Source organism: Priestia sp. ST2 (assembly GCF_055810735.1).
Genome location: NZ_JBVVNT010000002.1, coordinates 791,693 through 816,564, shown reverse-complemented (window position 1 = coordinate 816,564; position 24,872 = coordinate 791,693). Strand labels below are relative to the sequence as shown.

Below are 24,872 nucleotides of genomic sequence, written 5' to 3'. Positions count from 1 at the left end.
GCTTATTTATCTAAAGGATGAGATTGATGAAACGAATGAGTAAAGGGATGATTCCGTTTTGGGATTATATTGGCATTGAAGAAACGCTGCTTGAAAAAGGATATGCGGAGTTAAAAATCACGATTCAGCCGCAGCTTCTGCAAGGAAGAGGAACGGTTCATGGAGGCGTTATTGCTACGCTTATCGACGCGGCGGTTGGTTCAGCTGTGCGGTCTTCTCTTTCTGAGGAGGAAAGTGCCAGTACAGTTGAATTAAAAGTAAATTACACAAGGCCGGGTATAGGTGATTATTTAGTTGCTAAATCCACACTGTCTCATCGCGGCAAAACGCTTGCTGTTGGAGAAGTGAAAATTGAAGACAGCAGCGGCAAGCTTGTTGCGCTTGGCAGTGCAACATATATGATTTTTTCAGCAGAAAAAGCTTAGGATTTTAAGCTTTTTCTGCTGAATGCAGCTGCTGGCTAATGAATGAAATAATTGTTTCATAGTAAGCTTTGGGATGAGGAGCAAATTCACTTTTGTGTGCTGTACGGTGAATGGGCTCTTTTTTATTTGTTATCCCTTCAATGATCAGTTCTGTTTGATTTCCAAGCCACAGTTCGCAAAAGTGAGAAAACGGCGCTTTTACAAGCCCTGATACTTCTTCTTGCTGCAACGTAAAAGCAGTGAGCGGATGAGAGCTGTAATATAAAAATATGTGTGCGAATTCTTTGTCAATATAGTGCGGCTGAGATACTTCATATTTAAATACATCTAAAGGAAGCAATTCATCAAATGAAATGTTGACGCCGAGCTCTTCGTGAATTTCTCTTACACCGTCCACAGCGGTTTCTGTATGAAGCAAATGTCCGGCAGCTGTAATATCGAGCGCACCCGGATAATCTTGTTTTTGTTCGCTGCGAATTTGAAAATAAATATAGTCTATATCATTTTCACGGCTGACAAACCAGCAGTGAAACGCTTCGTGCCAATAGCCTTTTTCGTGCACTTCTTTGCGAGACGCTGTTCCTATGCGCTCCTGTTGATCGTTAAATACCATTAACATTTCATCGTTCATGATAAGTTCCCCATTTCTTTCCGACTTCTTTCTACTCTAACCCGTCGTGAAGTTGATGTAAATAATGGAAGGTGAAAAAACGTGTTCATACATAAAAATAAGTACAAGATAAAGGATACATCAATTTTAGTAAAGAAGGTGCATGCGTTGAATCATTGGATGGAAGTAGTACTTCGTTCAGTGCTGATTTTACTTGGCTTGTTTTTTATTACAAAGCTGTTGGGGAAAAAACAGTTATCCAAACTTTCTTTTTTTGAATATATCGTTGGTATTACAATTGGAGATATTGCAGGAACAATTTCAATGGATGTAGATTTACAGGCAAGTCACGGGGGAGTCGCGATTTTAGTGTGGGCATCCTTTCTTATTTTTGTATCAAACGTATCGTTAAAAAGTATAAGCTTTCGAAAAGCGGTGGAAGGGACGACAACGATCCTCATTAAAGAAGGAAAAATTCTTGAGGGAAATGTAAAAAAAGAAAAATATACAGTAGATGAGCTCATGGAGCAGCTTCGGAAAAAAGACATCTTTTACGTGGAAGACGTAGCTTTTGCTATGCTCGAAACCAACGGGGAATTAAGCGTGCTGTTAAAAAAAGAAAAGCAAAACGTTACGAGAGAAGATTTATTAATAAAAGGAGAGGCGACACGATTACCTCAAACGATTATCATGGACGGAAATATAATGAAAGAAGCGGTTCATGAGCTAGGATATAGCGTAGCGTGGGTTAAAGAACAGCTCAAAAAGAAAGATGCTGCAGTCGATAAGGTATTTTTAGGCCAAGCAGACTCAGCAGGTCATCTGTATCTTGATTATTATGAAGACTAAGGCTGAGAGAAAAGTATTTTAGCCCAAGTGAAAAACGAACCATTAATCAACATGTCTGATTAGTGGTTCGTTTTTTTGTGATTGTGAACATAGTATTATCTGTTTCGTTCCTTCTAGCAGTTGATTGGAGGGCAAGCCGAAGACTCCTGCGGAAAGCGAAGCCTTGCACGGAAATCAACTGCGGTGTAATAAGCAGTCCAGCTCATGTATCTCATTGATTTGTCTTTAGGTTGGATTCATTTAGTTATGTCTCAACCTCAGCGAGGATCTACTTCTTGCCCAGATTTTATGTCGATTACTTTAAGGTTATTTTGAGGTGCTTTAATATCTTTGCTTGCAGGCGCTGCTTTTTTATTTTCCACCCAGTCTACTAACAAATCAAAAGATTGATGAGCATATGGAAGCAGAGGCTGAAGCTCTTGATTTGGATCCGTTTGTTTATTCCATACTAAGCTGTCAACGTGATTTCCGTTTTTAACGGTATAGAGACGATGAAGGTTTGCCTTGCCAGCTTTTTTAACGAGTTTTTCATAGCCTTCCGCGTGAATAGACGGGAAGATAAGTGAATCGAGAGAGCCGGCCATACTGATAAGAGGTACATCGATATCGCCCGTATTTTCTACTTTTGCTACATTTTCTTTTACGCTTTTTGGACGGGTTTGATAGCGATAATTTTCAAAGATATAATCCCATGAGCGATCACGTAGACCTGCTGAAGTAAAGTTTAAATAGTTGTGCCAGTTTGTTCTTTCTGGAGCAGTTGGATCAAAGTGATCACGGTAAATGTTTAATGTGACCGCCCAGTACACTTGATCATGATAATTCCACAATTTTTCTGATCCTTTCGGAAGACCTGCTTTGTACATTTGTTTCATGGCTTTTTTCTGTTCTTTTCCCGTTCCGTACAGCGCTTCTTCTGCGTTGTTGACAACAGGTGTTAGTGAGCTAATTAAATTTGGCGCTTTTGCACTCCATAATACGCCTTCCCAATCGACGCCTCCATCAAATAAACGAGGCTCTTTTGTTTGTTTTGGATCATCGTGTTCAAGTGCGTATCTGACGACGTATCCACCGTTTGAAATGCCAATTGCATACGTTGGGACTTTATGATCGTTTCGAATCAAATCGCTTGCAGGATTTTTTTGATTGGACGGGTTGATTAGCTTGTCTGAATAATGAGTAGTCAAGTATTGCTGGGCAGCTTTTGTCAGCTGACGATAGCGCATATTCCATTCTGCTACGCTGTCGTCATCGTTAGCGAGTGCATTTTTTACTTTAGCAAAAGGATCGTTAGGATCACTTTCTCCTTGTGTTCCTTTATCGGTGGCTGCAAACGCATAGCCTTTTTTAAGAACGTAATCGCTGAATAATAAATCGGTGGACGTTTCGTTGCGCGTGGCAGGAATGCCGGCTACTACAAGTTTTCCGTTCCAGTTATCAGGAACACGGATGACGAACTGAGCGTCTTCAAAAATGCCATTTACTTGGGTTCCTTTGACCGCAGCGGGCTGATTGATTCGATACCAGCCCGATCCATCTTCAGGTTTCCCCCAGTTATAAGGAGTAAGCCCAATATTGCCATAGAGCGTAGCCTGCTGATATTGAGCGGGGTTTTTAGTGGTGAGCCAATTTCCGTTCGCTCCGTCAAAATAGGTTTCTGCTGACTGATCAGCATTTGGGATTACATCTGTGTTGGTAGAAGCTTCAGCAAGAGATCCTGAAGCTGAAAAACAAAGAGCAGCAGAAAAAGTAAGCGCTATCATTTTTCGTTTCACATTTCTTCCTCCTCATAAAAATACTCATACCTTTTAAGTAAATTCCATAAAAAAGAAAAATGTCCTGTTTTAAAATTAGTTTGGAGGAAAGTTTTTTCATTTGTTTCTAAGCTGTTTTTGTCTAACAAACAGGTAAACTGCATCCAATTCTCTAGTTTCTTTTTAGGCTGCTTATATTATAATGAAACAAGGATTAAAAAAGACAGGGTAAAACAATCGATTAAATAAGTATAAAAGAGGGCAAGGGAGTAGGTCTATGAGCAGCTTTAACAGTCAGTTTTTGTATTCCGTTACAATCATTCTATTAGGATACATACTAAAACGAACAAACCTCCTTCAGCAAAAAGACGGGGAAGCTTTAGCCAGAATTATTTTTAATATTACAATGCCTTGCTTGATTATTGTCACATTCAGCAGTATTAAAATTGATGGATCGCTTATCTTACTATTAGTTATTGGGATTGTCTATGGCTTGCTGTTAGCTGCTGTAGGGGTTTTTGTTTTTCGAAAAGATGAGCGAAAAGTGAAAGGCATGCTGACGATGATGATTCCAGGATTTAATATTGGAATGTTTGCTTATCCACTAGTAGAAGGTATCTGGGGAAAAGAAGGACTTAAATACTTTGGTATGTTTGATGTCGGAAATGCCTTTGTTATTTTTGTTTTATGCTATGTGATTGGCAGCTACTACTCTGGGGATGATATTGACATTGAATTTAAAAAGATTTTATATAAAGTATTAAAATCAATGCCGCTTCTTACCTATGTAATCATTTGTCTTCTTGCGATTATAGGCATTCATTTACCATCATACGTATTAGACGTTTCAGGCATTATCTCGAAAGCGAATATGCCGCTTTCTCTTTTGCTTTTAGGCGTATACTTAAATTTTTCATTCCAAAAAAGCTATTTGAAAAAAATTATCATGTTTTTAAGCATCCGCTACGTGATTGGACTTGGCGTAGGGATTGCGCTGTTTTTCCTGCTTCCATTTGAAGATATGTTTCGTTATACAATTTTAGTTTGTTTCATTCTACCAGTAGCGGGGTCAGTTTTACCTTACGCAGTAGAATTCAAATACGATCAAAAATTTGTCGGCACCGTGTCAAATATGACGATTCTGCTGAGCTTTTTACTGCTGTGGGGAATGACAAACATTTTAATGTAAATAACTGAGGACGCTCACACTTGTGAGCGTCCTTTTTGATGAAAAAAGGATATTCCCAAATAAACAGAGGTAAGCTAGGAGAAGAGAAAATCCATCATACATACAACCTGACGGGAGGAAAAAAAGTGGAGTCCTTAACTTTTGTTTTATTTGGCGCAACGGGTGATTTAGCAAAAAGAAAAATCTTTCCTGCTCTTTATAATTTATTTACAGACAAAAAGCTCCCTGATACTATTTCTATTATTGGATCGGGGTACGAGCAGATGTCTCATGAGGATTTTAAAGAGCGCGTAAAGCAATCTATAAACGATTTTTCGAGACGGAAAATGGAAAGTAACGAAGAAGATTTTTTGTCCCTGTTTCATTATCAAGCAGTAGACGCAAGCAAAACAGAAGATTACGAACAGCTGCTGAAACTTGTGAATGAGCAAGAAACAACTTATGGAAGTAAAGGAAATCGTTTGTTTTATTTGTCCGTAGCACCCGAATACTTCGATGTAATTGCTCTGCATATAAAAAAAAGCGGCTTGGATCAAACCAGCGGCTGGAAGCGTCTTATGATTGAAAAGCCGTTTGGACATGATCTTGTTTCAGCAAGAGAGCTTAATGAAAAGCTAAGCAGTACGTTTAAAGAAGAAGAAATTTATCGAATTGATCATTATTTAGGGAAACCGATGGTGCAAAATTTAGAAGCGCTTGAATTTACGAACCCCGTGCTGCAATCGCTGTGGAATAACAAACACATTGCAAATGTCCAAATTACGGCAAGTGAAACAGTCGGTGTTGAAAATCGTGCAGGGTATTATGATCATACGGGGGCCATACGCGACATGATTCAAAATCATATGCTGCAGGTTCTCATGATGACAGCTATGCATCTTCCAAAACGAATTTGCTCAGAAAACATTTTAGAAGAAAAGCAAAAAGTAATGGAGTCACTGAGGAAAATTCAAGCGGAAGAAGTAGCTCGGGATGTTGTACGAGGGCAATACGGAAGCGGAGAAATCGATCATAAATCTGTTAGAGGATACAAAGAAGAGCCTGGCGTAGAAGCAGACTCTAAAAATGATACGTTTGTGGCAGCACGTTTATGGATCGATAATCCATTTTGGAAAGGCGTTCCTTTTTATATTCGAACGGGCAAACGAATGAAAGAAAAATCAACTCGTATCGTCGTAGAATTTAAAGATTCTTTAAAAGGTCTGTATGAAACTCCTTATGACAAAGTAGCACCAAACTTATTTATTATTGAAATTAGTCCAAGCGAAAACGTCGCTTTGCAGCTTAACAGCAAAAATCCATTAAAAAATGGTGTTATTGAGCCGGTTCGTATTACGTTTTCAAGAGAAGAAGGAAATGTACCGGAAGCATATGAACGAATTATTTACGACGCATTAATCGGGGACTCCACATTTTTTGCTCATTGGAAAGAAGTAGAGCTATCTTGGCAATGGGTGCAGCCCGTATTAGATGCATTTGAAGCTGATATGCTGCCGCTTTATGAATATCCATCCGGCTCACAAGGTCCTGAAAAAGCACAAAAATTAGTTGCACAAGAAGGCTTTAAGTGGTGGCTCGATGACGATGAACATGGGGAAGCACCTGGAGTGTTTTTGCCTATTTAAAAAAAGAGGCTAGGACAAAATTTTTTTCGTTGAAGAAAGATCCGAACGATGAATTGAGATTCTTGATGGAGGCTCTCAATTCATCGTTCGGATCTTTTTATTTATGTATCTCATTTGTTCGTCTTTGGATTGAATGAGTTTAGTTATGTCTCAATCGCTTTTGGTGTTTAATCGTTTTTGTAAATGAACAAGATCATGATGTAAATGTTTTTGCATATGTTCAACAGCTTTTAAACTGCGTTTTTTCATAAAGGTGAACACTTGCTGATGCTCATCTAAAATCTCAGCAGCACGTCCTTTACCTTTAAAATTAAGCACCCGACAAAAATAAATCAATACATTTACGCTATCGAGCTGTTTTTTTAAATGTTTATTATGACTGTATTGAAGAATCAGCTGATGAAAATGTTCATTTAGCTCAATAAGTCGAGAATCCTCGGCTCCTTGCTTTATTTCCTCAGCGGTTCTATCTAACAGCTGCTCAATGAAAAGAAGCTCTTCATCAGAAGCGCGAGTAATACACAGCTCAATGGCTAAAGACTCTAAAGCCGTACGAATTTGATAAATTTCTTCTACGTCTTCAGGAGACAGGGAATAAACAATAAAGCCTGTTTTTTGGTCTGCAACTAAAAGGCCGTCTTTTTCTAATAAACGCATTGCTTCTCTTATGGGAGAGCGGCTAACCCCAAATGCTTTAGCTAGCTGGGTTTCATTGATTCGCTGGCCCGGTTTATATTCACCGTTCACAATCATTTGCTTAATTTTTTCATAAAATTGAAGATAGTATGGTAACGGCTTATGTAAATCAAAATTGTTCATTGATATACCTCGTTTATTTATAATCATTTATTTCCTAATTATAATACGCTTGTTCATAAGAGTCATAATAATTTTGAATTTTCGAAGAAAATGAATATATTCAGAATTTTCTTGATGAAAGCGTTCTTTTTACGTATAATCAAATAGATAATATCAGTCGACGGTCGACCGATAGGTTTTTTACATAAAAGACGCAGGGGGATTTTTGATGAAAACGTTAAAAATAGCGAACATACCAGGAGATGGAGTAGGAAAAGAAGTTGTGCCGGAGGCGGTTAGGGTCCTTCATACGATTGCAGATCTTCACGGGGGATTAAAATTTGAATTTACAGAATTTCCTTGGAGCTGTGATTATTATTTGAAATACGGACAGATGATGCCGGAAGATGGGCTAAAGCAGCTTCAACACTTTGACGGAATTTTTTTAGGGGCTGTAGGAAATTTAAATCTTGTGCCAGATCACGTGTCTTTATGGGGTCTGCTCATTAAGATTCGTCGAGAATTTCAGCAGGTAATTAATATTCGTCCAGCCAAGAGGTTAAAAGGCATCGCATCTCCACTAACGAACCCAAAAGATTTTGATTTAATTGTTGTTCGTGAAAATAGTGAAGGAGAATACAGTGAAGTAGGAGGCCGGATTTATCAAGGAGAAGATCAAATTTCTATTCAAAATGCGGTTTTTTCTCGAAAAGGAACAGAACGAGCAATGCGCTACGCCTTTGAATTAGCTTCTAAAAGAAAAGCAAAAGTTACAAGCGCAACGAAGTCAAATGGAATTGTTCATTCCATGCCGTTTTGGGACGAAGTGTTTCAAGATGTTGCCAAGAGTTATTCTCATATTGAAACAGACTCACAGCACATCGATGCGCTGGCGGCTTTTTTCGTTACAAATCCAAGTCGTTTTGATGTAATTGTGGCAAGCAATTTATTTGGAGATATTTTAACAGATATCGGAGCTGCTATTATGGGAAGTATTGGCGTTGCTCCCGCTGCAAATATTAATGTGAACGGAAAATATCCTTCGATGTTTGAACCGGTACACGGGTCTGCTCCTGATATTGTCGGAAAAGGAATTGCAAACCCAATCGGACAGATTTGGACGGCTAAAATGATGTTGGATCATTTTGGTGAACAAGAATTAGGCAGTCATTTATTAGAGGTTATCGAGCAAGTGACAGAATCGGGCATCATTACACCAGATGTTGGAGGCAGCGCAACTACTAGTGAAGTAACGGATCAAATTATTTCTCATTTAAAGAAGTGAAGGTTCTAAAAGAGGCTAGGACAAAAGAATATTAGACGAAGTGAAAAACGAACCATTGATCAAAGTGTTGGATTCATGGTTTGTTTTTTTTGCGGTAAACGTAGGTTTCATGTGTGTAGGTCTTTCTAGCAGTTGGTTGGAGGGCAAGGCGAAGATTCCCGCGAAAAGCGAAGCCTTGGACGGAAATCAAAATCGATAAATACATGTTGACACTTACATATATGAACCCTATAATAGTTTGAGTTGAGATAATTCGTATACATATTATTTCTAGACTGTGATTTAGTTTGTTTTAATAAATAGATACGAATAAACAAATAAAAGGAGGAAAATCATGCAGAAATCGAAATTATGGACAAAAGATTTTTTAGCGGTCTCATTGACCAGCTTTTTTGTTTTTGTCATTTTTTATATGTTAACTGTCACATTGCCACTGTTTGCAACAGATGAACTTCATGCAAGTAAACAAAGCCTAGGGCTAATTGTGACAATCTTTTTAGTGTCCGGTATTGTGTTCAGACCGCTAGCCGGTAAGTGGATGACAACATTAGGACAAAAGAAAGTACTATTAATAGGTGTCTTTATCTTTTTAATTGGTTCTATTTTATATATGAATATTCACTCATTATCTGCGCTGCTGTTGCTGCGTGTGCTTCATGGTATTGGTTTTGGAATGAGCACAACTGCTACAGGAGCAATTGTTGCAAATGTAATCCCAGAACAGAGAAAAGGCGAAGGGATGGGGTACTATGCGACGTTTATGAACTTAGCAATGGTAGTAGGTCCGTTTGTAGGCTTAACGTTAACAAATACTTTAAGTCATACAGCGGTTTTTACCGTTGCGGTTGTATCTTCTGTTTTAGCAGTATTATCCAGTCTAGTACTTCGTGTCCCTGAGGTGCAAGCTTCCTCTGCAACAAATGAAATACAGCCAGCTAAAGGTCTTGCGACGTTTTTTGAATACCGTTCGCTGCCTATTTCTGTTGCTGGCCTTGTGGTAGCTTTTTCATATGCAAGTGTTATTTCGTTTGTGTCTATTTATGCAAAAGAAATGGGCTTTACGCAAGCTTCAAGCTTTTTCTTTGTTGTATACGCGGTGTGCTTATTAGCTTCTAGACCTTTTACTGGAAAATGGTTTGATCAATACGGAGAAAACAGCGTGGTATATCCGTCCATTTTATCTTTAGCTATCGGTATCTTTTTACTTAGCCAAGCGACAACAAGCTGGGTGTTTTTATTAGCTGGAGCATTTATTGGATTAGGCTTTGGAACGATTACATCAAGTTTTCAATCCATTGCTGTAAAAAAAGCTTCTCCTCATCGCCGAGGTGTCGCCACAGCTACGTTTTTTGTGTTTTTTGACTCTGGAATGGGTTTAGGGTCCTTTTTATTAGGCATTTTATCCACAGCAGCCGGATATAAAGGAATGTATGTATTCTGTTCTGTTGTTGCTCTTTTAGCTATAGCAGTATACCTTGTATTGCACGGTCGAAAAAGTCAGAAACAGCGCATTATTTCTCAAAATGAATCATTAGGAAAATAACATAAATAAAAAAAGGCGTGCTCAAGGGGAGCATGCCTTTTTTATTTATGGAGCTCTAAAGAAAACGAAAACGGCTGTGAGCATATCGATATAGAAGCCTCCTGATTTCTTTAGAGATTTCTTTTATTCCACTTCTTCTTTTGTAATCCACTCACTGGACCATGTCTGAATTTCCTGAATTACCGGCGCTAGTGCTAATCCTTTGTCAGATAATGAATACTCGATTCGAACAGGAGTTTCCGGAATAACCGTACGAATGACGATTCCTTCATGTTCTAATTCTTTTAAGCGCTCGGATAAGAGCCTTCCGCTTACTGGAAGTGCTTCTTGCATTTGAGAAAACCGCTGTGAGCCGGAAAGCAGCTGAAAAATGATCAAACTCGTCCAACGTTTCGTTAGTATAGTAACAGCCTTTTCAAAACGTGGGCAGAGTGCTAAACCGTCCATGTTATTACCTCCATTCTCTTCCTATATTATAAAACAAAGTCAGCATTTTATCTAGTGTTATGTAATTTAATTACTTAAATATTATAAATTACTTTACGTATTTATGTTTTGATTATATAATTTATATAATTATAGAAGTTAATTACTAAAAGTAACAAAAAGAGCATAAAAGCTTTACAAGATAAATGTATCGTCATATAATACTTTAAGCAAGTAAAGTTACTTACTTTTAGTAAGCTGATACATCAATTAAAAAAGATAAATGTAGTGAAGTGCTAAAAAAAACAGTTGTTCATGTGAGAGATTGAGCACAATGTGAAAATAGTAGGTAAGTGAAAGACACATAAGAGGAGGAAATGACTGTGATTAACCAAAAAGTTGTTTCAATTTTAAAAGATAAAATTAACATAGTAAAAAATGAAGACCATTTTATTTATATAGTAGGACCTATTACGCTTCCTGTGAATCTGGATGGCGAGACACAAGTATTTAATTGGTATTCATGGTTGCGTTCTGATAATGTAAAAGAAGGATCTTTAAGTACGGAAGAGCTTATTGAAAAAATGCAAGGAGCTAATTTAGCTGACATGCAGCAATCTAGTGTTCTTGTGTACGGAGATTTTCAAGAATCGCATGAGGCACTCATTCGTATGCACAGTATCTGCCATACGGGAGATATATTCGGAAGCAAACGCTGCGACTGCGGTTTTCAATTAAAACAATCAATGAAAATGATCGTCGAAAATGGGAGCGGAGCGCTATTTTATTTAGCAAATCATGAAGGACGCGGCATTGGCCTATTCAGCAAAGCAATGGCATACGTTCTTCAAGAAAACGGATTTGATACGGTAGAAGCGAATGAAGGGTTAGGATTTGAAGATGATACTCGCAGCTATAGTGATGCCATCAGCGTGTTAAAAGTGCTGCGCCAAAAACCGGTTACGCTGATTACCAATAATCCAAAAAAGCTAATCGCGCTTGAGAAAAACGGCGCACTTTTATCAGGGCGCGTTCCACTTTGGGGAGATGTATCGCAGTTTAATGAAAAGTATTTGGATACTAAAGTTAAACGTTCAGGACATTTAAAAGAGGAGGTTCTTCTTTGATCAATCACGAATTTTATATGAATATAGCTTTACAAAACGCAAAATCAACAAAAGGACAAACAGAGCCAAATCCGCTTGTAGGATCGGTCATTGTAAACGATAATCGAATCGTTGGAATTGGTACGCATTTAAAAGCTGGCGAACCGCACGCTGAAATTCACGCGCTGCGAATGGCTGGCGAACAAGCAAAAGGAGCGACTGCTTACGTAACGCTAGAGCCTTGTTCACACCACGGGCGTACAGGTCCTTGTGCTGAAGCGCTAGTTGAAGCCGGTGTAAAAAAAGTGGTCATAGCAACTTTAGACCCGAATCCTTTAGTAGCAGGTAATGGAGTCGAAATTTTAGAAAACGCAGGCATTGAAGTTATAACAGGTGTATGTGAAGAAGAGTCACGTCAAATGAATGAGGTCTTCAATAAGTATATTGTAACGAAGAAGCCGTTTGTTTCATTAAAGTCAGCGATTACGTTAGACGGTAAAATAGCAACTGCTTCTTCTCACAGCAAGTGGATTACGTCTGAGGAAGCCCGTTTGGATGTACATCAGCTGCGTCATGAAACAGCGGGTATCTTAGTAGGGGTGAATACGGTCATTAAGGACAACCCCGAGCTGACAACTCGTATTGAAGGCGGCCGCAGTCCAATTCGTATTGTGATGGATTCAAAGCTGCGCATGCCGCTTGAATCTAAGCTAGCAACGGATTCTTTAGCTCCAACGTGGATATTTACAAGTCAGGGCTATTCAAAAGAAAAAAAAGAACAGCTCGAAAAGCAAGGCGTCGAAGTATTTGTTACAAGCGGTGAGGACAAAGTAAATCTTGAAGATATGCTTTCTATACTAGGTGAGAAATTTGTGTCGTCTCTTTTAATTGAAGGAGGGGGCGAAGTGAATGCCGCATTCGTGGAAAATCGTTTAATTGATAAATTGGTGCTGTATATGGCTCCAAAGCTTTCAGGAGGAAAAGAAGCTCCTACTTTCCTAGAAGGAAAAGGCATAGAGAAAATGTGGGACGCAGTGAACGTGGAGCGTCTTTCTGTGACGTCAATCGGCAAAGACTTTAAATTTGTTGGATATCCTGTTTATAAATAAAAATGTGAATGAGAATGGAACAAAAATATGTTAGTTGAAGAAGATCCGAACGATTTATCGTTCGGATTTTTTGCTGTTATAGTGAACATAAGTTTCATATATGCAGGTGCTTTTAGTGGTGTAACAAGTGATCTATATTAGCTTATTCATCCTATTTGTTCGTCTGTAGACTGGATTGATTTCGTTATGTCTCAATATTATTTTTTTACAGGATTTTTTAGAGAAGAGAAATCATACACTATTTTACTCTTATAGATTAATTTGCTATTATAGGGAATGGTCAATTTCGAAACATTGTATAAATTTTTAACGTGTTTACAGTTGACTATCTAAATAAAATCACTATATGTTTATAGAGAGAATATATTATGTGAAAGTAAGGGTGAGAAAAGAGATGAGAGAGTATAGAATTGGGAGTGTTATGAGAGACCTTCGCAAAATGGCAGGGTTGACACAACAAGAATTATCAAGAGACATTTGTACACAAGCGCAAATCAGCAAAATTGAAAACGGTGAAGAATATCCATCAAGCATTACCCTCTATAAAATTTCTAAGCGCCTTGGCGTAGATGTTAACTACTTTTTTGATAGTGTCGAATCACCTCGACTTGATTACGTAGATGCGGTTCAATCGTTAATTCGTCAATATATTCGTCAGAGAGATTATGATGCTATTCATAATATCATTGTAAAAGAAAAAGAAAGTCCGCTGTTTCAAAATCCGCTGAACAAGCAATTTTTAATGTGGCACGAAGGTATTTGCGTGTATTACATTCATCATAACAAAGAAGATGCGCTGTCTAAAATGTACCAAGCGATCGAGCTTACTAAGCAATCGGCAACGTTTTATAAAGAAAGAGAAATTGAAATTTTAAATAGCATTGGAATTATTCTTTATGAAGAGAAAGAGTATGAACAGGCTCTAGATACATATCAAACAGCACTCAAAAGCTTAAATGAGCTGCCCCAAACAAAAGACGAAAATATAAAAATTAGAATTTTAAATGCACTTGCCAAAACGCTTGGAGATATGAGTAACTATGATGAATCATTAATATATAGCAACCGAGGAATCGATTTGTGCATTAGTAATGAATCAATGTATTTATTTGGAGAACTTCATTACCAAGCAGGAGAGAGCTTAATCAAATTAGGTAAAATTGAACAAGGTAAAGAATATATGGAAAAGTCTATGACCATTTTCACCCTGCAACGAAATGAGCGATTCGTCAAGCTAGTAGAAAAAGAACTTGAAGCTCTATTTGTTTAAAATATTCCTATCATTATAATTTTTGAGAAATTTCTATCAAAATGGAGGAAATCCATGATTTTAAGGGGATAAATGCTGATAGAAAGGAATTCATCTACTTTTATCCTGTGATACACTAGAGTCAAATCAAAGAAAGAGGAGGAAATAATTATGAAAAAAGTATTAGTCGGTATGGCATTAGCGTTTACATTAGTAGCAGGTGTTGCTTCAGTTGGAACAAGCGTAGCAACAGGAGATTTTTCAACATTAGGTCTTCCAAGCCAACATTAATAAAAAAAGCCGTGCTAAGAAGCACGGCTTTTTTTATTGTGTTTTACTTGACTGATCTTTGTTGCGTTTGTTTCCCTTTGAATTATCCCCGCTTGAAATTTCTTCACCCATTTCAACAAGATGGTGCTGCGTTTTTGGGTTACTTTGATTAGCGCTTCCTTTATTATTCTTTTTTGTCATCTTCATTCTCCTTTAAAATGATGGCAATGCATCGAGATTATTTGTTTTGTCATGGTCAGGAATACTGCGAATATACGTACCGCCGTCTTTCCCTACAAAGGTACTCACATGCTCAACGTCTCCGGCTTCTACTTTCTTTAACGCTTCTTCATAGGTTAAAACAGCTCCTGAAGCCGTCTGAAATTCTAGCAGGTCACCCTCTGCATTTTTACGTACCGCAACGAAACGTTCTTTCATACAAATAAACACCTTCCTTTACATCTATATGGTTGCTGAAAAAGTCGTTTTTATTCATTGCAAAAAGTGATAAGGTAAAGAAAAGAGTACAAAGGGGATAAAAAATGACAACATTTAATTGGCATGACCAAGCTCAAGACGAGTGGAACCAAAAAGTATCATTTTGGAATAGCCGAAGTGAAGAAATGTGGAAAAACGGAAGTCGGAAAACAGTTATTCCATTTATTCAAAAACATCTTAAATCAGGTGGTATAGTGGCAGACGTCGGCTGCGGTGATGGGTTTGGGACGTCTCTTCTAGCCGCTTCTGGATATAAAGCAATCGGTCTTGATTTATCAGAAGAAATGATTCAAAAAGCATCCCAACTGCATAAAAGTGAAAATTTGTCGTTCGCTCAAGCTGATATTATGAAGCTCCCGCTGTCTTCTGAATCAGTAGAAGGGGTTATGGTAATCAACGCCCTGGAATGGACGGAGCACCCGCGATTAGCTCTGAAGGAATTGCACCGAGTTGTAAAAACAGGAGGATATGCATGTATAGGTATTCTTGGACCAACTGCTCAGCCTCGTACTAATAGTTTTCAAAGACTATATGGTGAAGACGTTATTTGCAATACGATGATGCCGTGGGAGTTTGAACAGCTTGCAAAAGAAAATGGATGGGAAGTAATCGATGGCGAAGGTGTATATAAGCGAAATGTTACAGATAAGCTGATTGGACAGCTTCCAAATGAATTAAAGCAAGCCTTAACGTTTCTATGGCTATTTATGCTCAAGAAACAATAAAAACAGCACACCTCTCCTTATATGTAGCTGTACAAAGGGTACACTACAAACTGGAGGTGAGTGACATGAGTAAAATTAAAAAAGACCGCTCAAAATCAGAGCTAGGTTCACCAAATGTAGAAGGACAAGGGACGACCACTTCTGAACAAGGTGTTCAAAGCAGTTCAGCTAACAAAAAGCAGAAGCGTTCATAACAAAAATAAAACGAACTTGCAGGGAGAACAACGAGCTCCCTGCAAGTTCGTTTTATTTATGGGGTCAGTTTTATAAATAAGAAGGTATTGTGTGCAAGATTATAGATAGCTTATAATAAAATCTGAGCCAATAATTGTAATTTTATACAAGCTTGGTTTACAGCTGATGTAAAGTGGAGGTGTAATAAATGGTAAATAAAAGATGTTTACCGGATACTGCAGCGTCTCATGCAAAGCCTGATATTAGAAAGGCGATACTTTGCATGGGGTGGACGGTTTAGTAATAGACATCGCCTAACCGCGCATATCTCATTTCTAATATATACGGCTTTGCCCCTTATTGTATAAGCAAAACCACATAAGGAGCTGGCAGAAATGACGTATGTAAAAGCAACAAATATTTTACCTGAAGAGCTGATTAGTGAAATTCAAAAATACATTCAAGGAGAAACCATTTATATTCCAAAGCCGCAGAAGGCAAAAAGAAAATGGGGAACTTGCTCTGGTGGAAGAAAGTTGATTGACGAGCGAAACGAACGGATTAAGAATTTGTTTGAAAAAGGAACTTCAATTGAGGAACTAGCCCGTGACTACTTTTTATCAACCGAAACCATCAAAAAAATTGTATATAAAAAGCAACGGTAGAAATCAAGCGCTGGCAACTGAATGCCTGCGCTTTTTTAGGTATAGTTTATTTCTGATTTATTTTTTACATTTCATAAAAGGAATCCGTACGGTAAAGTAAAAAGTAGCTAATTAAATGAAGAAGGAGTGAAGAACGTGGAAGCGTTTATAAGAAATGATCAATATAATTTTATCAAAAGCCAAACGCAAATTCTTATCAATGGGCATGGAACAGTAAACAATTCTGATGTGTTGCAGGCTTTAAAAGCTCTTGCAAAAGAAAAAGTATTAAATGTGTTTGAGGTTCTTAGCGAGGAACAGGAAGAATTACTGCTGTCAGTTGCTGAGGTTAGAAATAAGGAGCAAGCAGAGGTGTTTTTAGAAACGATAAAGCCTTACGTGATTCCATTTAAATCTTTTACAGAAGCTGGCGTGAAAAAGCTGTTTCCAAAAGTGAAAAAGTTAAAAGTCCCTTCTGCTGATAGCATGGATCTAACGAGCATTTCCTATGTTAGCTGGATCGATAAAGGCTCAAACAGAAAGTTTATCGTAGCGCAGGAGCCGTATACCCAGAAGTTAAAAGGTATTCAAGGAACATTTAAACCTATCAATCAGAAAGGAATATGCACGCTTTGCCACAGCTACGAGGAAGTCGGTATGTTCACTGCTGAAATCAAAGGAACTGTTCAAGGGACATTTACACAACGAGGAAATTATATTTGTCACGATAGCGAAGCATGTAATCAAAATCTGCTTACCTTAGAGCGGCTTCATGATTTTATGTTAAGGCTCAGTAAATAACATGCGGCTAATAAGAAGAATACAAAAAGAGAAGGTTCAGCCTCTATACTTTTGGTGAGACTGAGCCTTCTTTGTCTATCTGCTTTTCTCGATTGGATTGTCACGATAGCTAATCCAATCGCTCCAGCTGCCGGCATATAATTTTACATTTGGAAAACCTGCTGATTTTAAAGCTAAAACGTTCGGACAAGCAGATACACCCGATCCGCAGTATACAATGATTTCAGCGTGAGAATCAATAGCTGAAAACATTTCCTTCCACTCTTTATCTGTTTTCCATAAACCTTCTGAAGTTAACACATCTTGCCAGAAAGAATGAATGGCGCCTGGGATATGTCCTGCTACAAAATCAATGGGTTCTTCTAAGCCGAGATATCTCCTTTTTTCACGAGAGTCGATAAGAACAACATTAGGGTTATGAAGATTCTCTTTTACGTATTCAACTCCTGCAAGTCCCCAATCTTGTTGAACGAAAGGTACAAACGTTTGAGGAGAAGCTTCTGGGACGTTCTTCGTTGTTTCATATCCCGATTGCTTCCAGTTATTAAAACCTCCATTTAAAATTTTTACGTCTTCAATTCCTATATATCGCAGTAGCCACCATGCTCTTGAAGCCATCATTCCGTTTTGTTCATCATAAACGACGACTTTTGAATCAGCATTAATTCCTAAGCTGCCGAGCTTTTGAGCTAGTTTTTGAACGTCAGGCAGCGGGTGTCTGCCTCCACGAGAAGCAGCTGCAGAAGACAAATCTTTTTCTAAATCCAAGTAATGAGCATGCGGGAGGTGCTCATTTTGATAAGCATTTGCGCCTGCCTCAGAATTTCCAAGGGTAAATCGGCAGTCAAGCAACACAATGGAGTGTTGGGGGTGCTGTAATGCAGTATGTAAGTCAGCTGGTGAAATAATAGTATTCATAACATTCACATCCTTTTACCAAAATTCTAGTTGAAATAACTAAAAATGAAAAGCGTTATATGTAAATTACGGCAAAGCTATTTTGTTTTCCTTCAATTATTCCCCGTAGAATAATTGACCATTTTAACGCTTATCTGATGCAGAGCGAAATGCTCCTGTGCTACAGTTATAATAAGAGTTACATAGTATAAGTCAAATGCTCAGCGTAATGTCGTACCTACTATTGAAGAGAAGGAGAGAGAAAGATGCAAACAAATGAAAAAAAAGAATTTAAACTGATTGCACTAGATATGGATGGAACGCTGCTGAACAATCAGCAAGAAATTTCTAAAGAAAATCGTGAGGCCATTGCTAAAGCTCAAGAACAAGGTGTTCATGTGGTGCTAAGCACAGGGCGATCTCTTTTAACATGCCGTGAATATGCGCAGTCTCTTCAGCTATCTTCTTACCTTATTACAGTAAACGGAAGTGAAATTTGGGATGAATCTGGAGAGCTTGTAGAACGAAAGTTAATTGATGCTGCTTATATCGAGAAGATGTGGAATTTAACGCAAGAGCATAAGCTTAACTTTTGGGCGGTGACTACGGATAAAGTATGGAGAGACGAATTTCCAGAAGATATTGCCTCACAGGAATGGCTGAAGTTTGGCTACGATATTCCAGATGATGTTTTACGAGAAGAAGTGCTGAAACAAATAGCAGGCATTTCAGATTTTGAAATTAGCAACTCTAGTTTAACGAATCTAGAAATTAATGCACTTGGTATTAACAAAGCAAAAGGGATCATGACCGTATGTGAACGTTTGGGCATTTCAATGGATGAAGTCATTGCCATGGGAGACAGCTTAAATGATATGGCTATGATTGAAGCGGCAGGGTGTGGAATCGCCATGGGAAATGCTCAGGAAGCTGTAAAAGAAGCAGCGGACTGGGTGACAGATACAAATGTCAATAACGGAGTAGCGAAGGCTATCAGCCACTGGGTGCTGAAATAACAGCAGTTCTCCATGTTGCACAACTTAACTGCTTCCCGCATAAACTGATACTGGATGCCTCCCTTAGAGTTCGTCTTATACGTATATATAAGGAGAAGCCATCTAGTTAAGGAGTGGGGAGTATGAGTGATTTATCATTAGACAAGCTGTTACAAAAAGCAGAAAATAAGTTGCAAGATGTACATGAAATAGTGCAGGAAAAAGCGTACGAGCTCATTGGGCAAGCATATAAAGAAAGCATATTTGTTAGTATCACTGAAGGATTTAGATCGATAGAGCATCAGCACAAACTATATTCACAAGGCCGAACAACACCAGGAAGTATTGTGACTAATGCCAAAGGCGGGTATTCTTATCATAACTATGGACTAGCTTTTGACATTGCGCTGCTTGATAACGACGGAAAAGTTGACTGGACCATTGATCGAAGATGGAACAAAGCGGGAGAGATAGGAAAAAGGATTGGGTTGGAATGGGGAGGAGATTGGACAAGCTTAAAAGATTACCCTCATTTTCAATATACATTCGGTTTATCTTTGTCGGAGCTTCGAAGTGGAAAAGGACCTGAAAAACAGATGCCAAAGGCTTCAAGCATGTTAATTAAATACGGAGATCGAGGAAATCACGTACAGTTAATTCAGCGTATGCTTATTCACTTAGGTTATTCTCTTTTTGGAGGCGCAGACGGTATATTCGGGTCTTCCACTTTCAAAGCGGTAAAAGCTTTTCAACAAGCACTTTATCTGCAGGTAGATGGAATAGTTGGACCGAAAACACTCGAAAAACTCTACAATAATTTTAATAAAACTATGTTCTAAATAACCATAAAAACCGATAACGAGAAAAGGAAGAAAGGAGATGGATGGAAATCGTCTCCTTTCTTCCTTTTCTGTAGTTATAGTAGAAAAACTGAAATTTATAAAGAAATAAAAAGGATTTTCTAAGCGTAAGAAACGTTCACGTGATCTAACTGGATAACATTGCTCAACAACACGATATCTTTATATATTTCACTTTTTACAGAGGCGTTTGAACAGTTTTGATAGTCTTTCAACAAGCGGCCAAGTTCTTTAATAAATAACAACGTCTCTTGTTCATTAATCATAGTCAAAACTCCTTGTTTAGAAATGAATCCAGGTCATTATATAGGAATTCTATCATATCTATACGCACCTGTTGACAAAAAAAGTTCGTCAATTTTTTTGTGAGAAGAAGAAATTTAGGGATATGTGGAATGCGTTCGACTCTCTCATTTTATATATATGCAGCTTGTCTAAAAATATGAGAGTAGTTATAGTAATATTTACTCCTAATCATGCAACTTAAAACCTATTTTAGAGGTTATCCGTAAATTCCCTCTATTGTAGAGGGATGGAACAAAAAAAGAATGTCTCTTTTTGTATCTTTAGTATGATAATGTTTTGAAGAAATAAGGCATATTTTTGAGTGTTAAGATGGATTTGAATTAGATCTTTTGACACGCTCTTTTTGTAGGAGAGGCATATTTACTTTCTATCAAGGGAAATCGTAAAGCTCCAAAGAGTTTCTAAATCAGAAACTCTTTGGAGCTTAATTTTTTGGATAAGGGATGTGCAAAAGTTCAGGGACGGTCACAAAATGATATCCTTCTTGCTTAAGTCTAGGAATGATGGTATCCAGTGACTTTGCGGTGTTAGAAAGGTCCATGGTCCAATGGCCGCCGTCGTGCATCAAAACAATTGTTCCGGCATGCATGTTCTTAAATACATTATTGGTGATTTCTGTTTCTGGGATTTGCTTCCAGTCTAATGAATCAGAAGACCAGTTAATCGCATAGACATTTTCATTTGGCAGCTCGTTGATCATTTCTTTCGTTAAATTTCCATATGGAGGACGAAACAGCTGTGTTTCAAAACCGGTAATGTTTTTAATAATAGTCTGAGTTTTGGCAATTTCCCAGTGAAACTTTTCAGTAGATTCCTTTAGTAAATTGGGGTGCCAATAGGTATGAATCCCAACAGCATGACCTTCGGCTACCATTCTTTTCACCAGCTCAGGGTGTTCGTGAGCTTTTGCCCCAATAAGAAAAAAGGTTGCTTTAATACCATGCTTTTTCAATTGATCCAATACATGTGGAGTAAAGCGCGGATCCGGTCCATCATCAAATGTTAGGGCGGTTTGCTTTAGTTGGTTATTACCTTGATAAAGCAAACGGTCACGCACAGCTACATTTTTTACTTGTTCCGCTTTACATAGTGCAGGAAGGGCTCCATTAAATAAGAAACACAGTGTAAAAAGCAGTATGCTAATTCTTCGTATCATGTACATGCACGCTCCTTTCTAGGGCAAAGTATAACGTTATGATACCCGATTAAAAATTTTGTATGAAGCTGAATTTCCCTTTTGTGTCAAAGCGTATGATATGCATGAAACAGCGTACTATAATAAACAGTTACTATTAGGTGAAGAAAGGAAGAAAAAGCAGATGAAAAAAATAATGATTGCCGTAGCATTGATTTTTTCGCTAAGTTTATCTCCCTTAGCTGAATATATTTCCTATCATGATGACTATAACGTAAGTGCAAGGTCGTATCGTTCGGGGAAGCGGTCCTTTAATAGACAGCCAAGCGTTAGACAAAATGAGCCGAGGTCTAATTTTTCAAACCGCAGAAATGGAACTGTAAATCGAGGAGTTACCCGTTCAAAACGAGGAGGATTCGCCCGTGGACTGCTTTATGGCGGCCTGGCAGGGATGTTATTTGGAGGTTTGCTTGGTCATATGGGTGCACTGGGCGGGATTTTTGGGTTGTTAATTAACATTTTAGCTATTGTGCTTATAATTAATTTAATTCTGCGTTTATTCCGCCCTTCTCGTCGCGACAATAATTGGAGGTAGACCGTAATTGCTGTCATAAACTAATAAGAAAGCTCCATATAAATAAGAAAACGCTTTCTATAGTTAATCGAAAGGATGAAACGTATGTCAGCAAACAGACAGCGCAGCAAATACCTGGCGTTTTGCACAGAATGCGGTCTCCCAAACAGGTTAACATTGTTTCTTTTAAGACAGTACGTTGCGACAGACGAATATAGCGGATTTTATTGTGGGAATTGCGGAATTCGAAACGAATTTCCAGATTCGGTCATTGAATATATTAAAGAACTTTAAAAAAAGCTGGGACAAGAAAATCCGAACGTGTTTGATTCTCCATCAAGAATCAAACACGTTCGGATTTTTTCATTGGTAGGGTGAACGTAGGCTGTATGTAGGTGCTTCTAAGGTGAAGAGTTCTGGGGGAAAAGCGGAAGAGGTGAGACCCTGCAGGAGCAAAAGTGGCGAGGAAGCTCATCGGCCGTCCGCGGAAAGCGACGTCTTGCGTCGAAATCAATACCGGTGAAACAAGCGATCCATACTAGACCATTTATCCCGTTTGTTTGTCTGTAGATTGATTTCGTTATGTCTCAATCTCTTTATTTATTTGATAAAACTATATTCTAAATGCAAATTGAAAAGAAAAACATAGCTGTGCACAAAGATAACTAAATACTTTTCTTTATTAAGGATAATCAATAATTTCCTCCCTTCAGGCTTGCTGATTAAGGGCAGTGTAAAATGATTTATAAGAAGAATAGATAAAATGAATAGCTGTAAGACCTAACTAACATTTTTTGATTGCAGAAAATCGATTGAACCATACTTTAGAAGGAAGCATATACTACATTAAAATTTTAGAAAACGGAGGAATTGACTAATGCCTGTTTCCGTCATTTTCAACCAAATAAATGTGGTAAGTATGGTTTCCAATTCAGTAATTGCTTCGGGTCAAAATAGCCAGCCAGATTGGAATTCCCAAGGTAAATTTAACTTAGGAAACGGATTTTCTGTAAATTCAGCTATACTGGGCAGTACGAATATCATCAATGATCAAGATGTTTGTGACATTCCAATTACCCAGCCGGAAAATATTAATCCTCAGCCCGTTTCTCAATTCTAGGGAAAAAGAAGATGAAAGAAGTTGAAAAAGTTGATTATAAAATTTACTAATCTTAATGTTACGTATATTTCTACTAATTCTGGTATTTTCACAGGGGAAAATACTCAATCAGATTGGCAAGTAAATTGGAAAAGTAATACGGGGTTTGGTGAAATAATCGGCTATAACAACTTTGCCTCTCAAATTGTAAATATCATTAACGATAATGATGTCGTTGATTCCTATTTTTCTGAAAATATAGATGTCAACAACGCCCCTGTTACACAAAGTTAAATGAGGAAAAACGGGTTCTGCAAATACCCAATTAAGCACTCTATTAATTATTCTGTCAGAGTGGCGAGAATAGATTAGTAATAGAGTTAAACCATCTTTTATACAGATGGTTTTTTGCTAGCTTATTTTAGGGTGTAATCGCAGCTATTAACATAGACTAAAAGGTAATGACAGGAATACTTTTATCGTAAACGGAGTAAGTATCATAGAAAAGACGTAAAAGCTCAAATGGTTAAAGAGACGTTCAATTTGAGGTGAACAGATAAGAATTTAAACATAAGATAATGTGTTTTCAGTTTTATATTGAATGTGATGAAGCAAACTTCTGTCTGTGAGGTGTTGTCCATGGCTAATATTCACTATCATTCGATTAAAGTAAACAAAATTCAAAATAGTTCAGGCCTATTTTACGGCGTTAATATTCAATATAATTGGAATCATAAAAGTCGAATTTCTGATGGTTTCGGAAAAGTAGTTGGTGATTCTAATAAAATTTTAAATAATACCACCATTGCGAAAATCCCTAAAAAGAATGATTAATAAAAACGTAGAGTCAATCCTCCTTTCTGACCTGTTCAAAAGAATCATTTACATCATCTTCACCAAGAACAAGATGTGTGTTATAGGATAGTTGATTATCATCTCCCAAAATTGTTCCAAAACCTGAATTACTGCTGCTGATTGTAGTTTCCCAATTTTGTTGCACATTCTTCCCTATAAAAACTCCTGCGTTGTTTTTAACCGAATTTACGGTGAGATCATCAAAAACGATCTGAGGAGAACGAAGATGTATTTTCATAATTCCTCCCGATACATATGAGACATTAATAGAAGTCATCTAATACACTATTATATGTTGTAGATGGGCTAAAAGTGTTAAATCAAATAAGGGGTCAAACTCTATGGATGAAAAGGTGCTGAATATACTCCAAAACATTGAAAAAAGGCTTACAGATTTAGAAAAAAACATGAATGAACTTTCAAAAAAAACGGTTCATTCTTTTCATTTAGATATAGAGAACGTTCAAACACTAAACTTGGACGAACTGTCTTATTATTTAGAGCATATTGATGTAAAGGAACTTAGTGGAACTTTGAATATTGGTAATACTTTTCCTTCGCAAACGAATCAATATCAAGCGCCGGGAAACAAAGGTAAAAAAACAACAAATGAATCTGATGTCAATCGAAAATCGGGTAGTCAGAATATTAAAGAAAAGGGTCCTTCTGAAATATCAGTTAAAATTAATGAAAGAAGTGTCCCTTATACACTAACCCATACGGAAGAAATGAGGGAGCCTGATCAAGCTCTAGAATCAACTTTTAGCATAGGTGACATCCACATTGGCACAATTGAAGATGCTTCAGCTGTAAATTTTGGTAATAACTTTCCCACAAACTTCAGAAGTCATAAAAAAGTGAGTCAAGGATTTGGTAATATTTTAGGCAATCAAAATGACATTCATGACATCTTATCCTCTTTGGAAGAAAAAGATATATCGGAAGTATACAATGAAAGCCAAGACGGCAAGCCGCCCCAGTGGCTGGACACAATGGTAGAAGAACAAAAGAAGGAAATGGATGAAACAAAACTAAATGAAGATGAAAAGGGAGAATGAGCAATAGTATGTG

At 37.7% G+C, this 24,872-nt stretch carries 31 protein-coding genes; 21 read left to right on the top strand and 10 right to left on the bottom strand.

Going from position 1 to position 24,872, the window contains the following annotated elements; all coding sequences use genetic code 11:
- The first annotated feature begins 26 nt into the window (after positions 1-26).
- Complete coding sequence (locus AC0KUU_RS10640) at positions 27-425, top strand: PaaI family thioesterase (RefSeq protein WP_043981982.1); 399 nt, start codon at positions 27-29, stop codon at positions 423-425.
- 4 nt (positions 426-429) lie between these two features.
- Here the strand turns inward: AC0KUU_RS10640 and AC0KUU_RS10635 are convergent, their stop codons facing one another.
- Positions 430-1,059 (bottom strand): NUDIX hydrolase, encoded by a 630-nt coding sequence (locus AC0KUU_RS10635; protein ID WP_043981984.1) that lies wholly within the window; start codon positions 1,057-1,059, stop codon positions 430-432.
- 135 nt (positions 1,060-1,194) lie between these two features.
- On the opposite strand from AC0KUU_RS10635, the gene AC0KUU_RS10630 reads away from it, so the two are divergent.
- A complete protein-coding gene (locus tag AC0KUU_RS10630; protein WP_230184772.1) occupies positions 1,195-1,884 on the top strand; it encodes a DUF421 domain-containing protein in 690 nt (229 codons plus the stop codon).
- 257 nt (positions 1,885-2,141) lie between these two features.
- On the opposite strand, the gene AC0KUU_RS10625 is transcribed toward AC0KUU_RS10630, so the two are convergent.
- A complete protein-coding gene (locus AC0KUU_RS10625) occupies positions 2,142-3,659 on the bottom strand; it encodes a tannase/feruloyl esterase family alpha/beta hydrolase (protein WP_043981986.1) in 1,518 nt (505 codons plus the stop codon).
- 256 nt (positions 3,660-3,915) lie between these two features.
- Here AC0KUU_RS10625 and AC0KUU_RS10620 point away from each other — a divergent pair, with 256 nt between their 5' ends.
- Both AC0KUU_RS10620 and zwf read left to right on the top strand, forming a co-directional pair.
- Complete coding sequence (locus tag AC0KUU_RS10620) at positions 3,916-4,827, top strand: AEC family transporter (protein WP_043981988.1); 912 nt, start codon at positions 3,916-3,918, stop codon at positions 4,825-4,827.
- A 125-nt stretch (positions 4,828-4,952) separates the two neighbouring features.
- The gene (zwf, locus tag AC0KUU_RS10615; RefSeq protein ID WP_043982626.1) at positions 4,953-6,452 is read left to right on the top strand and encodes a glucose-6-phosphate dehydrogenase; all 1,500 of its coding nucleotides are present in this window, start codon (positions 4,953-4,955) and stop codon (positions 6,450-6,452) included.
- A 150-nt stretch (positions 6,453-6,602) separates the two neighbouring features.
- Here the strand turns inward: zwf and AC0KUU_RS10610 are convergent, their stop codons facing one another.
- Positions 6,603-7,271, bottom strand: a complete 669-nt coding sequence (locus AC0KUU_RS10610; RefSeq protein ID WP_043981990.1) for a GntR family transcriptional regulator — start codon at positions 7,269-7,271, stop codon at positions 6,603-6,605.
- Between the two features lie 208 nt (positions 7,272-7,479).
- On the opposite strand from AC0KUU_RS10610, the gene AC0KUU_RS10605 reads away from it, so the two are divergent.
- Positions 7,480-8,535: a tartrate dehydrogenase gene (locus tag AC0KUU_RS10605; RefSeq protein ID WP_043981992.1), complete on the top strand. Its 1,056-nt coding sequence runs from the start codon at positions 7,480-7,482 to the stop codon at positions 8,533-8,535.
- A gap of 334 nt (positions 8,536-8,869) precedes the next feature.
- Positions 8,870-10,078 (top strand): MFS transporter, encoded by a 1,209-nt coding sequence (locus tag AC0KUU_RS10600; RefSeq protein ID WP_043981993.1) that lies wholly within the window; start codon positions 8,870-8,872, stop codon positions 10,076-10,078.
- 123 nt (positions 10,079-10,201) lie between these two features.
- Here the strand turns inward: AC0KUU_RS10600 and AC0KUU_RS10595 are convergent, their stop codons facing one another.
- Positions 10,202-10,525: a winged helix-turn-helix transcriptional regulator gene (locus AC0KUU_RS10595; RefSeq protein WP_014460492.1), complete on the bottom strand. Its 324-nt coding sequence runs from the start codon at positions 10,523-10,525 to the stop codon at positions 10,202-10,204.
- Positions 10,526-10,887: 362 nt separating this feature from the next.
- Between AC0KUU_RS10595 and AC0KUU_RS10590 the strand changes: the two genes are divergently transcribed.
- The 3 genes from AC0KUU_RS10590 to AC0KUU_RS10580 all read left to right on the top strand — a co-directional run bounded on the left by AC0KUU_RS10590 (position 10,888) and on the right by AC0KUU_RS10580 (position 13,989).
- A complete protein-coding gene (locus tag AC0KUU_RS10590) occupies positions 10,888-11,631 on the top strand; it encodes a GTP cyclohydrolase II (protein ID WP_043981994.1) in 744 nt (247 codons plus the stop codon).
- Positions 11,628-12,719: a bifunctional diaminohydroxyphosphoribosylaminopyrimidine deaminase/5-amino-6-(5-phosphoribosylamino)uracil reductase RibD gene (ribD, locus tag AC0KUU_RS10585; protein WP_043981996.1), complete on the top strand. Its 1,092-nt coding sequence runs from the start codon at positions 11,628-11,630 to the stop codon at positions 12,717-12,719. The genes AC0KUU_RS10590 and ribD overlap by 4 nt, the downstream gene beginning before the upstream one ends.
- A 394-nt stretch (positions 12,720-13,113) precedes the next feature.
- Complete coding sequence (locus tag AC0KUU_RS10580; RefSeq protein ID WP_014460489.1) at positions 13,114-13,989, top strand: helix-turn-helix domain-containing protein; 876 nt, start codon at positions 13,114-13,116, stop codon at positions 13,987-13,989.
- A gap of 303 nt (positions 13,990-14,292) precedes the next feature.
- Here the strand turns inward: AC0KUU_RS10580 and AC0KUU_RS10575 are convergent, their stop codons facing one another.
- Together AC0KUU_RS10575 and AC0KUU_RS10570 are read right to left on the bottom strand one after the other, a co-directional pair.
- Positions 14,293-14,439 (bottom strand): hypothetical protein, encoded by a 147-nt coding sequence (locus tag AC0KUU_RS10575; protein ID WP_013056671.1) that lies wholly within the window; start codon positions 14,437-14,439, stop codon positions 14,293-14,295.
- Positions 14,440-14,451: 12 nt separating this feature from the next.
- Positions 14,452-14,676, bottom strand: a complete 225-nt coding sequence (locus AC0KUU_RS10570) for a DUF3892 domain-containing protein (protein WP_043981998.1) — start codon at positions 14,674-14,676, stop codon at positions 14,452-14,454.
- A 104-nt stretch (positions 14,677-14,780) separates the two neighbouring features.
- Between AC0KUU_RS10570 and AC0KUU_RS10565 the strand changes: the two genes are divergently transcribed.
- From AC0KUU_RS10565 to AC0KUU_RS10550, 4 genes are all read left to right on the top strand, one after another.
- The gene (locus tag AC0KUU_RS10565) at positions 14,781-15,461 is read left to right on the top strand and encodes a class I SAM-dependent methyltransferase (RefSeq protein ID WP_162214087.1); all 681 of its coding nucleotides are present in this window, start codon (positions 14,781-14,783) and stop codon (positions 15,459-15,461) included.
- A 65-nt stretch (positions 15,462-15,526) separates the two neighbouring features.
- Positions 15,527-15,655 (top strand): YuzL family protein, encoded by a 129-nt coding sequence (locus AC0KUU_RS10560; protein WP_013056674.1) that lies wholly within the window; start codon positions 15,527-15,529, stop codon positions 15,653-15,655.
- 375 nt (positions 15,656-16,030) lie between these two features.
- Positions 16,031-16,300: a CD3324 family protein gene (locus AC0KUU_RS10555; RefSeq protein ID WP_043982002.1), complete on the top strand. Its 270-nt coding sequence runs from the start codon at positions 16,031-16,033 to the stop codon at positions 16,298-16,300.
- Between the two features lie 135 nt (positions 16,301-16,435).
- Positions 16,436-17,080 (top strand): FusB/FusC family EF-G-binding protein, encoded by a 645-nt coding sequence (locus AC0KUU_RS10550; protein WP_043982004.1) that lies wholly within the window; start codon positions 16,436-16,438, stop codon positions 17,078-17,080.
- Between the two features lie 75 nt (positions 17,081-17,155).
- Here AC0KUU_RS10550 and AC0KUU_RS10545 read toward each other — a convergent pair whose 3' ends face one another.
- Entirely contained in the window at positions 17,156-17,998 is an 843-nt protein-coding gene (locus tag AC0KUU_RS10545; protein ID WP_043982006.1) for a sulfurtransferase, read from the bottom strand.
- Between the two features lie 245 nt (positions 17,999-18,243).
- Between AC0KUU_RS10545 and AC0KUU_RS10540 the strand changes: the two genes are divergently transcribed.
- Complete coding sequence (locus AC0KUU_RS10540) at positions 18,244-18,993, top strand: Cof-type HAD-IIB family hydrolase (protein WP_043982008.1); 750 nt, start codon at positions 18,244-18,246, stop codon at positions 18,991-18,993.
- A 122-nt stretch (positions 18,994-19,115) separates the two neighbouring features.
- Positions 19,116-19,811 (top strand): peptidoglycan-binding protein, encoded by a 696-nt coding sequence (locus AC0KUU_RS10535; protein ID WP_043982010.1) that lies wholly within the window; start codon positions 19,116-19,118, stop codon positions 19,809-19,811.
- Between the two features lie 122 nt (positions 19,812-19,933).
- Here the strand turns inward: AC0KUU_RS10535 and AC0KUU_RS10530 are convergent, their stop codons facing one another.
- Complete coding sequence (locus tag AC0KUU_RS10530; RefSeq protein ID WP_013056680.1) at positions 19,934-20,098, bottom strand: hypothetical protein; 165 nt, start codon at positions 20,096-20,098, stop codon at positions 19,934-19,936.
- 464 nt (positions 20,099-20,562) lie between these two features.
- Positions 20,563-21,294, bottom strand: coding sequence for a polysaccharide deacetylase family protein (locus tag AC0KUU_RS10525; protein ID WP_043982012.1), 732 nt, complete (start codon positions 21,292-21,294; stop codon positions 20,563-20,565).
- A gap of 163 nt (positions 21,295-21,457) precedes the next feature.
- Here AC0KUU_RS10525 and AC0KUU_RS10520 point away from each other — a divergent pair, with 163 nt between their 5' ends.
- From AC0KUU_RS10520 to AC0KUU_RS10500, 5 genes are all read left to right on the top strand, one after another.
- Entirely contained in the window at positions 21,458-21,868 is a 411-nt protein-coding gene (locus AC0KUU_RS10520) for a hypothetical protein (RefSeq protein WP_028408813.1), read from the top strand.
- An 84-nt stretch (positions 21,869-21,952) separates the two neighbouring features.
- On the top strand, positions 21,953-22,141 hold the full coding sequence (locus tag AC0KUU_RS10515; RefSeq protein WP_014460480.1) for a hypothetical protein: 189 nt from the start codon (positions 21,953-21,955) through the stop codon (positions 22,139-22,141).
- 625 nt (positions 22,142-22,766) lie between these two features.
- On the top strand, positions 22,767-22,967 hold the full coding sequence (locus AC0KUU_RS10510) for a hypothetical protein (protein ID WP_225049698.1): 201 nt from the start codon (positions 22,767-22,769) through the stop codon (positions 22,965-22,967).
- 21 nt (positions 22,968-22,988) lie between these two features.
- Positions 22,989-23,240 (top strand): hypothetical protein, encoded by a 252-nt coding sequence (locus AC0KUU_RS10505; RefSeq protein ID WP_034275938.1) that lies wholly within the window; start codon positions 22,989-22,991, stop codon positions 23,238-23,240.
- A 345-nt stretch (positions 23,241-23,585) separates the two neighbouring features.
- Positions 23,586-23,780, top strand: a complete 195-nt coding sequence (locus tag AC0KUU_RS10500) for a hypothetical protein (RefSeq protein ID WP_043982014.1) — start codon at positions 23,586-23,588, stop codon at positions 23,778-23,780.
- A 13-nt stretch (positions 23,781-23,793) separates the two neighbouring features.
- On the opposite strand, the gene AC0KUU_RS10495 is transcribed toward AC0KUU_RS10500, so the two are convergent.
- Positions 23,794-24,039, bottom strand: a complete 246-nt coding sequence (locus tag AC0KUU_RS10495) for a hypothetical protein (protein WP_043982015.1) — start codon at positions 24,037-24,039, stop codon at positions 23,794-23,796.
- 103 nt (positions 24,040-24,142) lie between these two features.
- Between AC0KUU_RS10495 and AC0KUU_RS10490 the strand changes: the two genes are divergently transcribed.
- Positions 24,143-24,859, top strand: coding sequence for a hypothetical protein (locus tag AC0KUU_RS10490; RefSeq protein WP_043982017.1), 717 nt, complete (start codon positions 24,143-24,145; stop codon positions 24,857-24,859).
- Positions 24,860-24,872: the final 13 nt, after the last annotated feature.

Coding starts and splice junctions, on each gene's coding strand:
- AC0KUU_RS10640 (WP_043981982.1), top strand. CDS start 27: ATGAAACGAATGAGTAAAGGGATGATTCCGTTTTGGGATTATATTGGC.
- AC0KUU_RS10620 (WP_043981988.1), top strand. CDS start 3,916: ATGAGCAGCTTTAACAGTCAGTTTTTGTATTCCGTTACAATCATTCTA.
- AC0KUU_RS10610 (WP_043981990.1), bottom strand. CDS start 7,271: ATGAACAATTTTGATTTACATAAGCCGTTACCATACTATCTTCAATTT.
- AC0KUU_RS10605 (WP_043981992.1), top strand. CDS start 7,480: ATGAAAACGTTAAAAATAGCGAACATACCAGGAGATGGAGTAGGAAAA.
- AC0KUU_RS10600 (WP_043981993.1), top strand. CDS start 8,870: ATGCAGAAATCGAAATTATGGACAAAAGATTTTTTAGCGGTCTCATTG.
- AC0KUU_RS10595 (WP_014460492.1), bottom strand. CDS start 10,525: ATGGACGGTTTAGCACTCTGCCCACGTTTTGAAAAGGCTGTTACTATA.
- AC0KUU_RS10580 (WP_014460489.1), top strand. CDS start 13,114: ATGAGAGAGTATAGAATTGGGAGTGTTATGAGAGACCTTCGCAAAATG.
- AC0KUU_RS10575 (WP_013056671.1), bottom strand. CDS start 14,439: ATGACAAAAAAGAATAATAAAGGAAGCGCTAATCAAAGTAACCCAAAA.
- AC0KUU_RS10570 (WP_043981998.1), bottom strand. CDS start 14,676: ATGAAAGAACGTTTCGTTGCGGTACGTAAAAATGCAGAGGGTGACCTG.
- AC0KUU_RS10565 (WP_162214087.1), top strand. CDS start 14,781: ATGACAACATTTAATTGGCATGACCAAGCTCAAGACGAGTGGAACCAA.
- AC0KUU_RS10560 (WP_013056674.1), top strand. CDS start 15,527: ATGAGTAAAATTAAAAAAGACCGCTCAAAATCAGAGCTAGGTTCACCA.
- AC0KUU_RS10555 (WP_043982002.1), top strand. CDS start 16,031: ATGACGTATGTAAAAGCAACAAATATTTTACCTGAAGAGCTGATTAGT.
- AC0KUU_RS10545 (WP_043982006.1), bottom strand. CDS start 17,998: ATGAATACTATTATTTCACCAGCTGACTTACATACTGCATTACAGCAC.
- AC0KUU_RS10540 (WP_043982008.1), top strand. CDS start 18,244: ATGCAAACAAATGAAAAAAAAGAATTTAAACTGATTGCACTAGATATG.
- AC0KUU_RS10535 (WP_043982010.1), top strand. CDS start 19,116: ATGAGTGATTTATCATTAGACAAGCTGTTACAAAAAGCAGAAAATAAG.
- AC0KUU_RS10530 (WP_013056680.1), bottom strand. CDS start 20,098: ATGATTAATGAACAAGAGACGTTGTTATTTATTAAAGAACTTGGCCGC.
- AC0KUU_RS10525 (WP_043982012.1), bottom strand. CDS start 21,294: ATGATACGAAGAATTAGCATACTGCTTTTTACACTGTGTTTCTTATTT.
- AC0KUU_RS10520 (WP_028408813.1), top strand. CDS start 21,458: ATGAAAAAAATAATGATTGCCGTAGCATTGATTTTTTCGCTAAGTTTA.
- AC0KUU_RS10515 (WP_014460480.1), top strand. CDS start 21,953: ATGTCAGCAAACAGACAGCGCAGCAAATACCTGGCGTTTTGCACAGAA.
- AC0KUU_RS10510 (WP_225049698.1), top strand. CDS start 22,767: ATGGTTTCCAATTCAGTAATTGCTTCGGGTCAAAATAGCCAGCCAGAT.
- AC0KUU_RS10500 (WP_043982014.1), top strand. CDS start 23,586: ATGGCTAATATTCACTATCATTCGATTAAAGTAAACAAAATTCAAAAT.
- AC0KUU_RS10495 (WP_043982015.1), bottom strand. CDS start 24,039: ATGAAAATACATCTTCGTTCTCCTCAGATCGTTTTTGATGATCTCACC.
- AC0KUU_RS10490 (WP_043982017.1), top strand. CDS start 24,143: ATGGATGAAAAGGTGCTGAATATACTCCAAAACATTGAAAAAAGGCTT.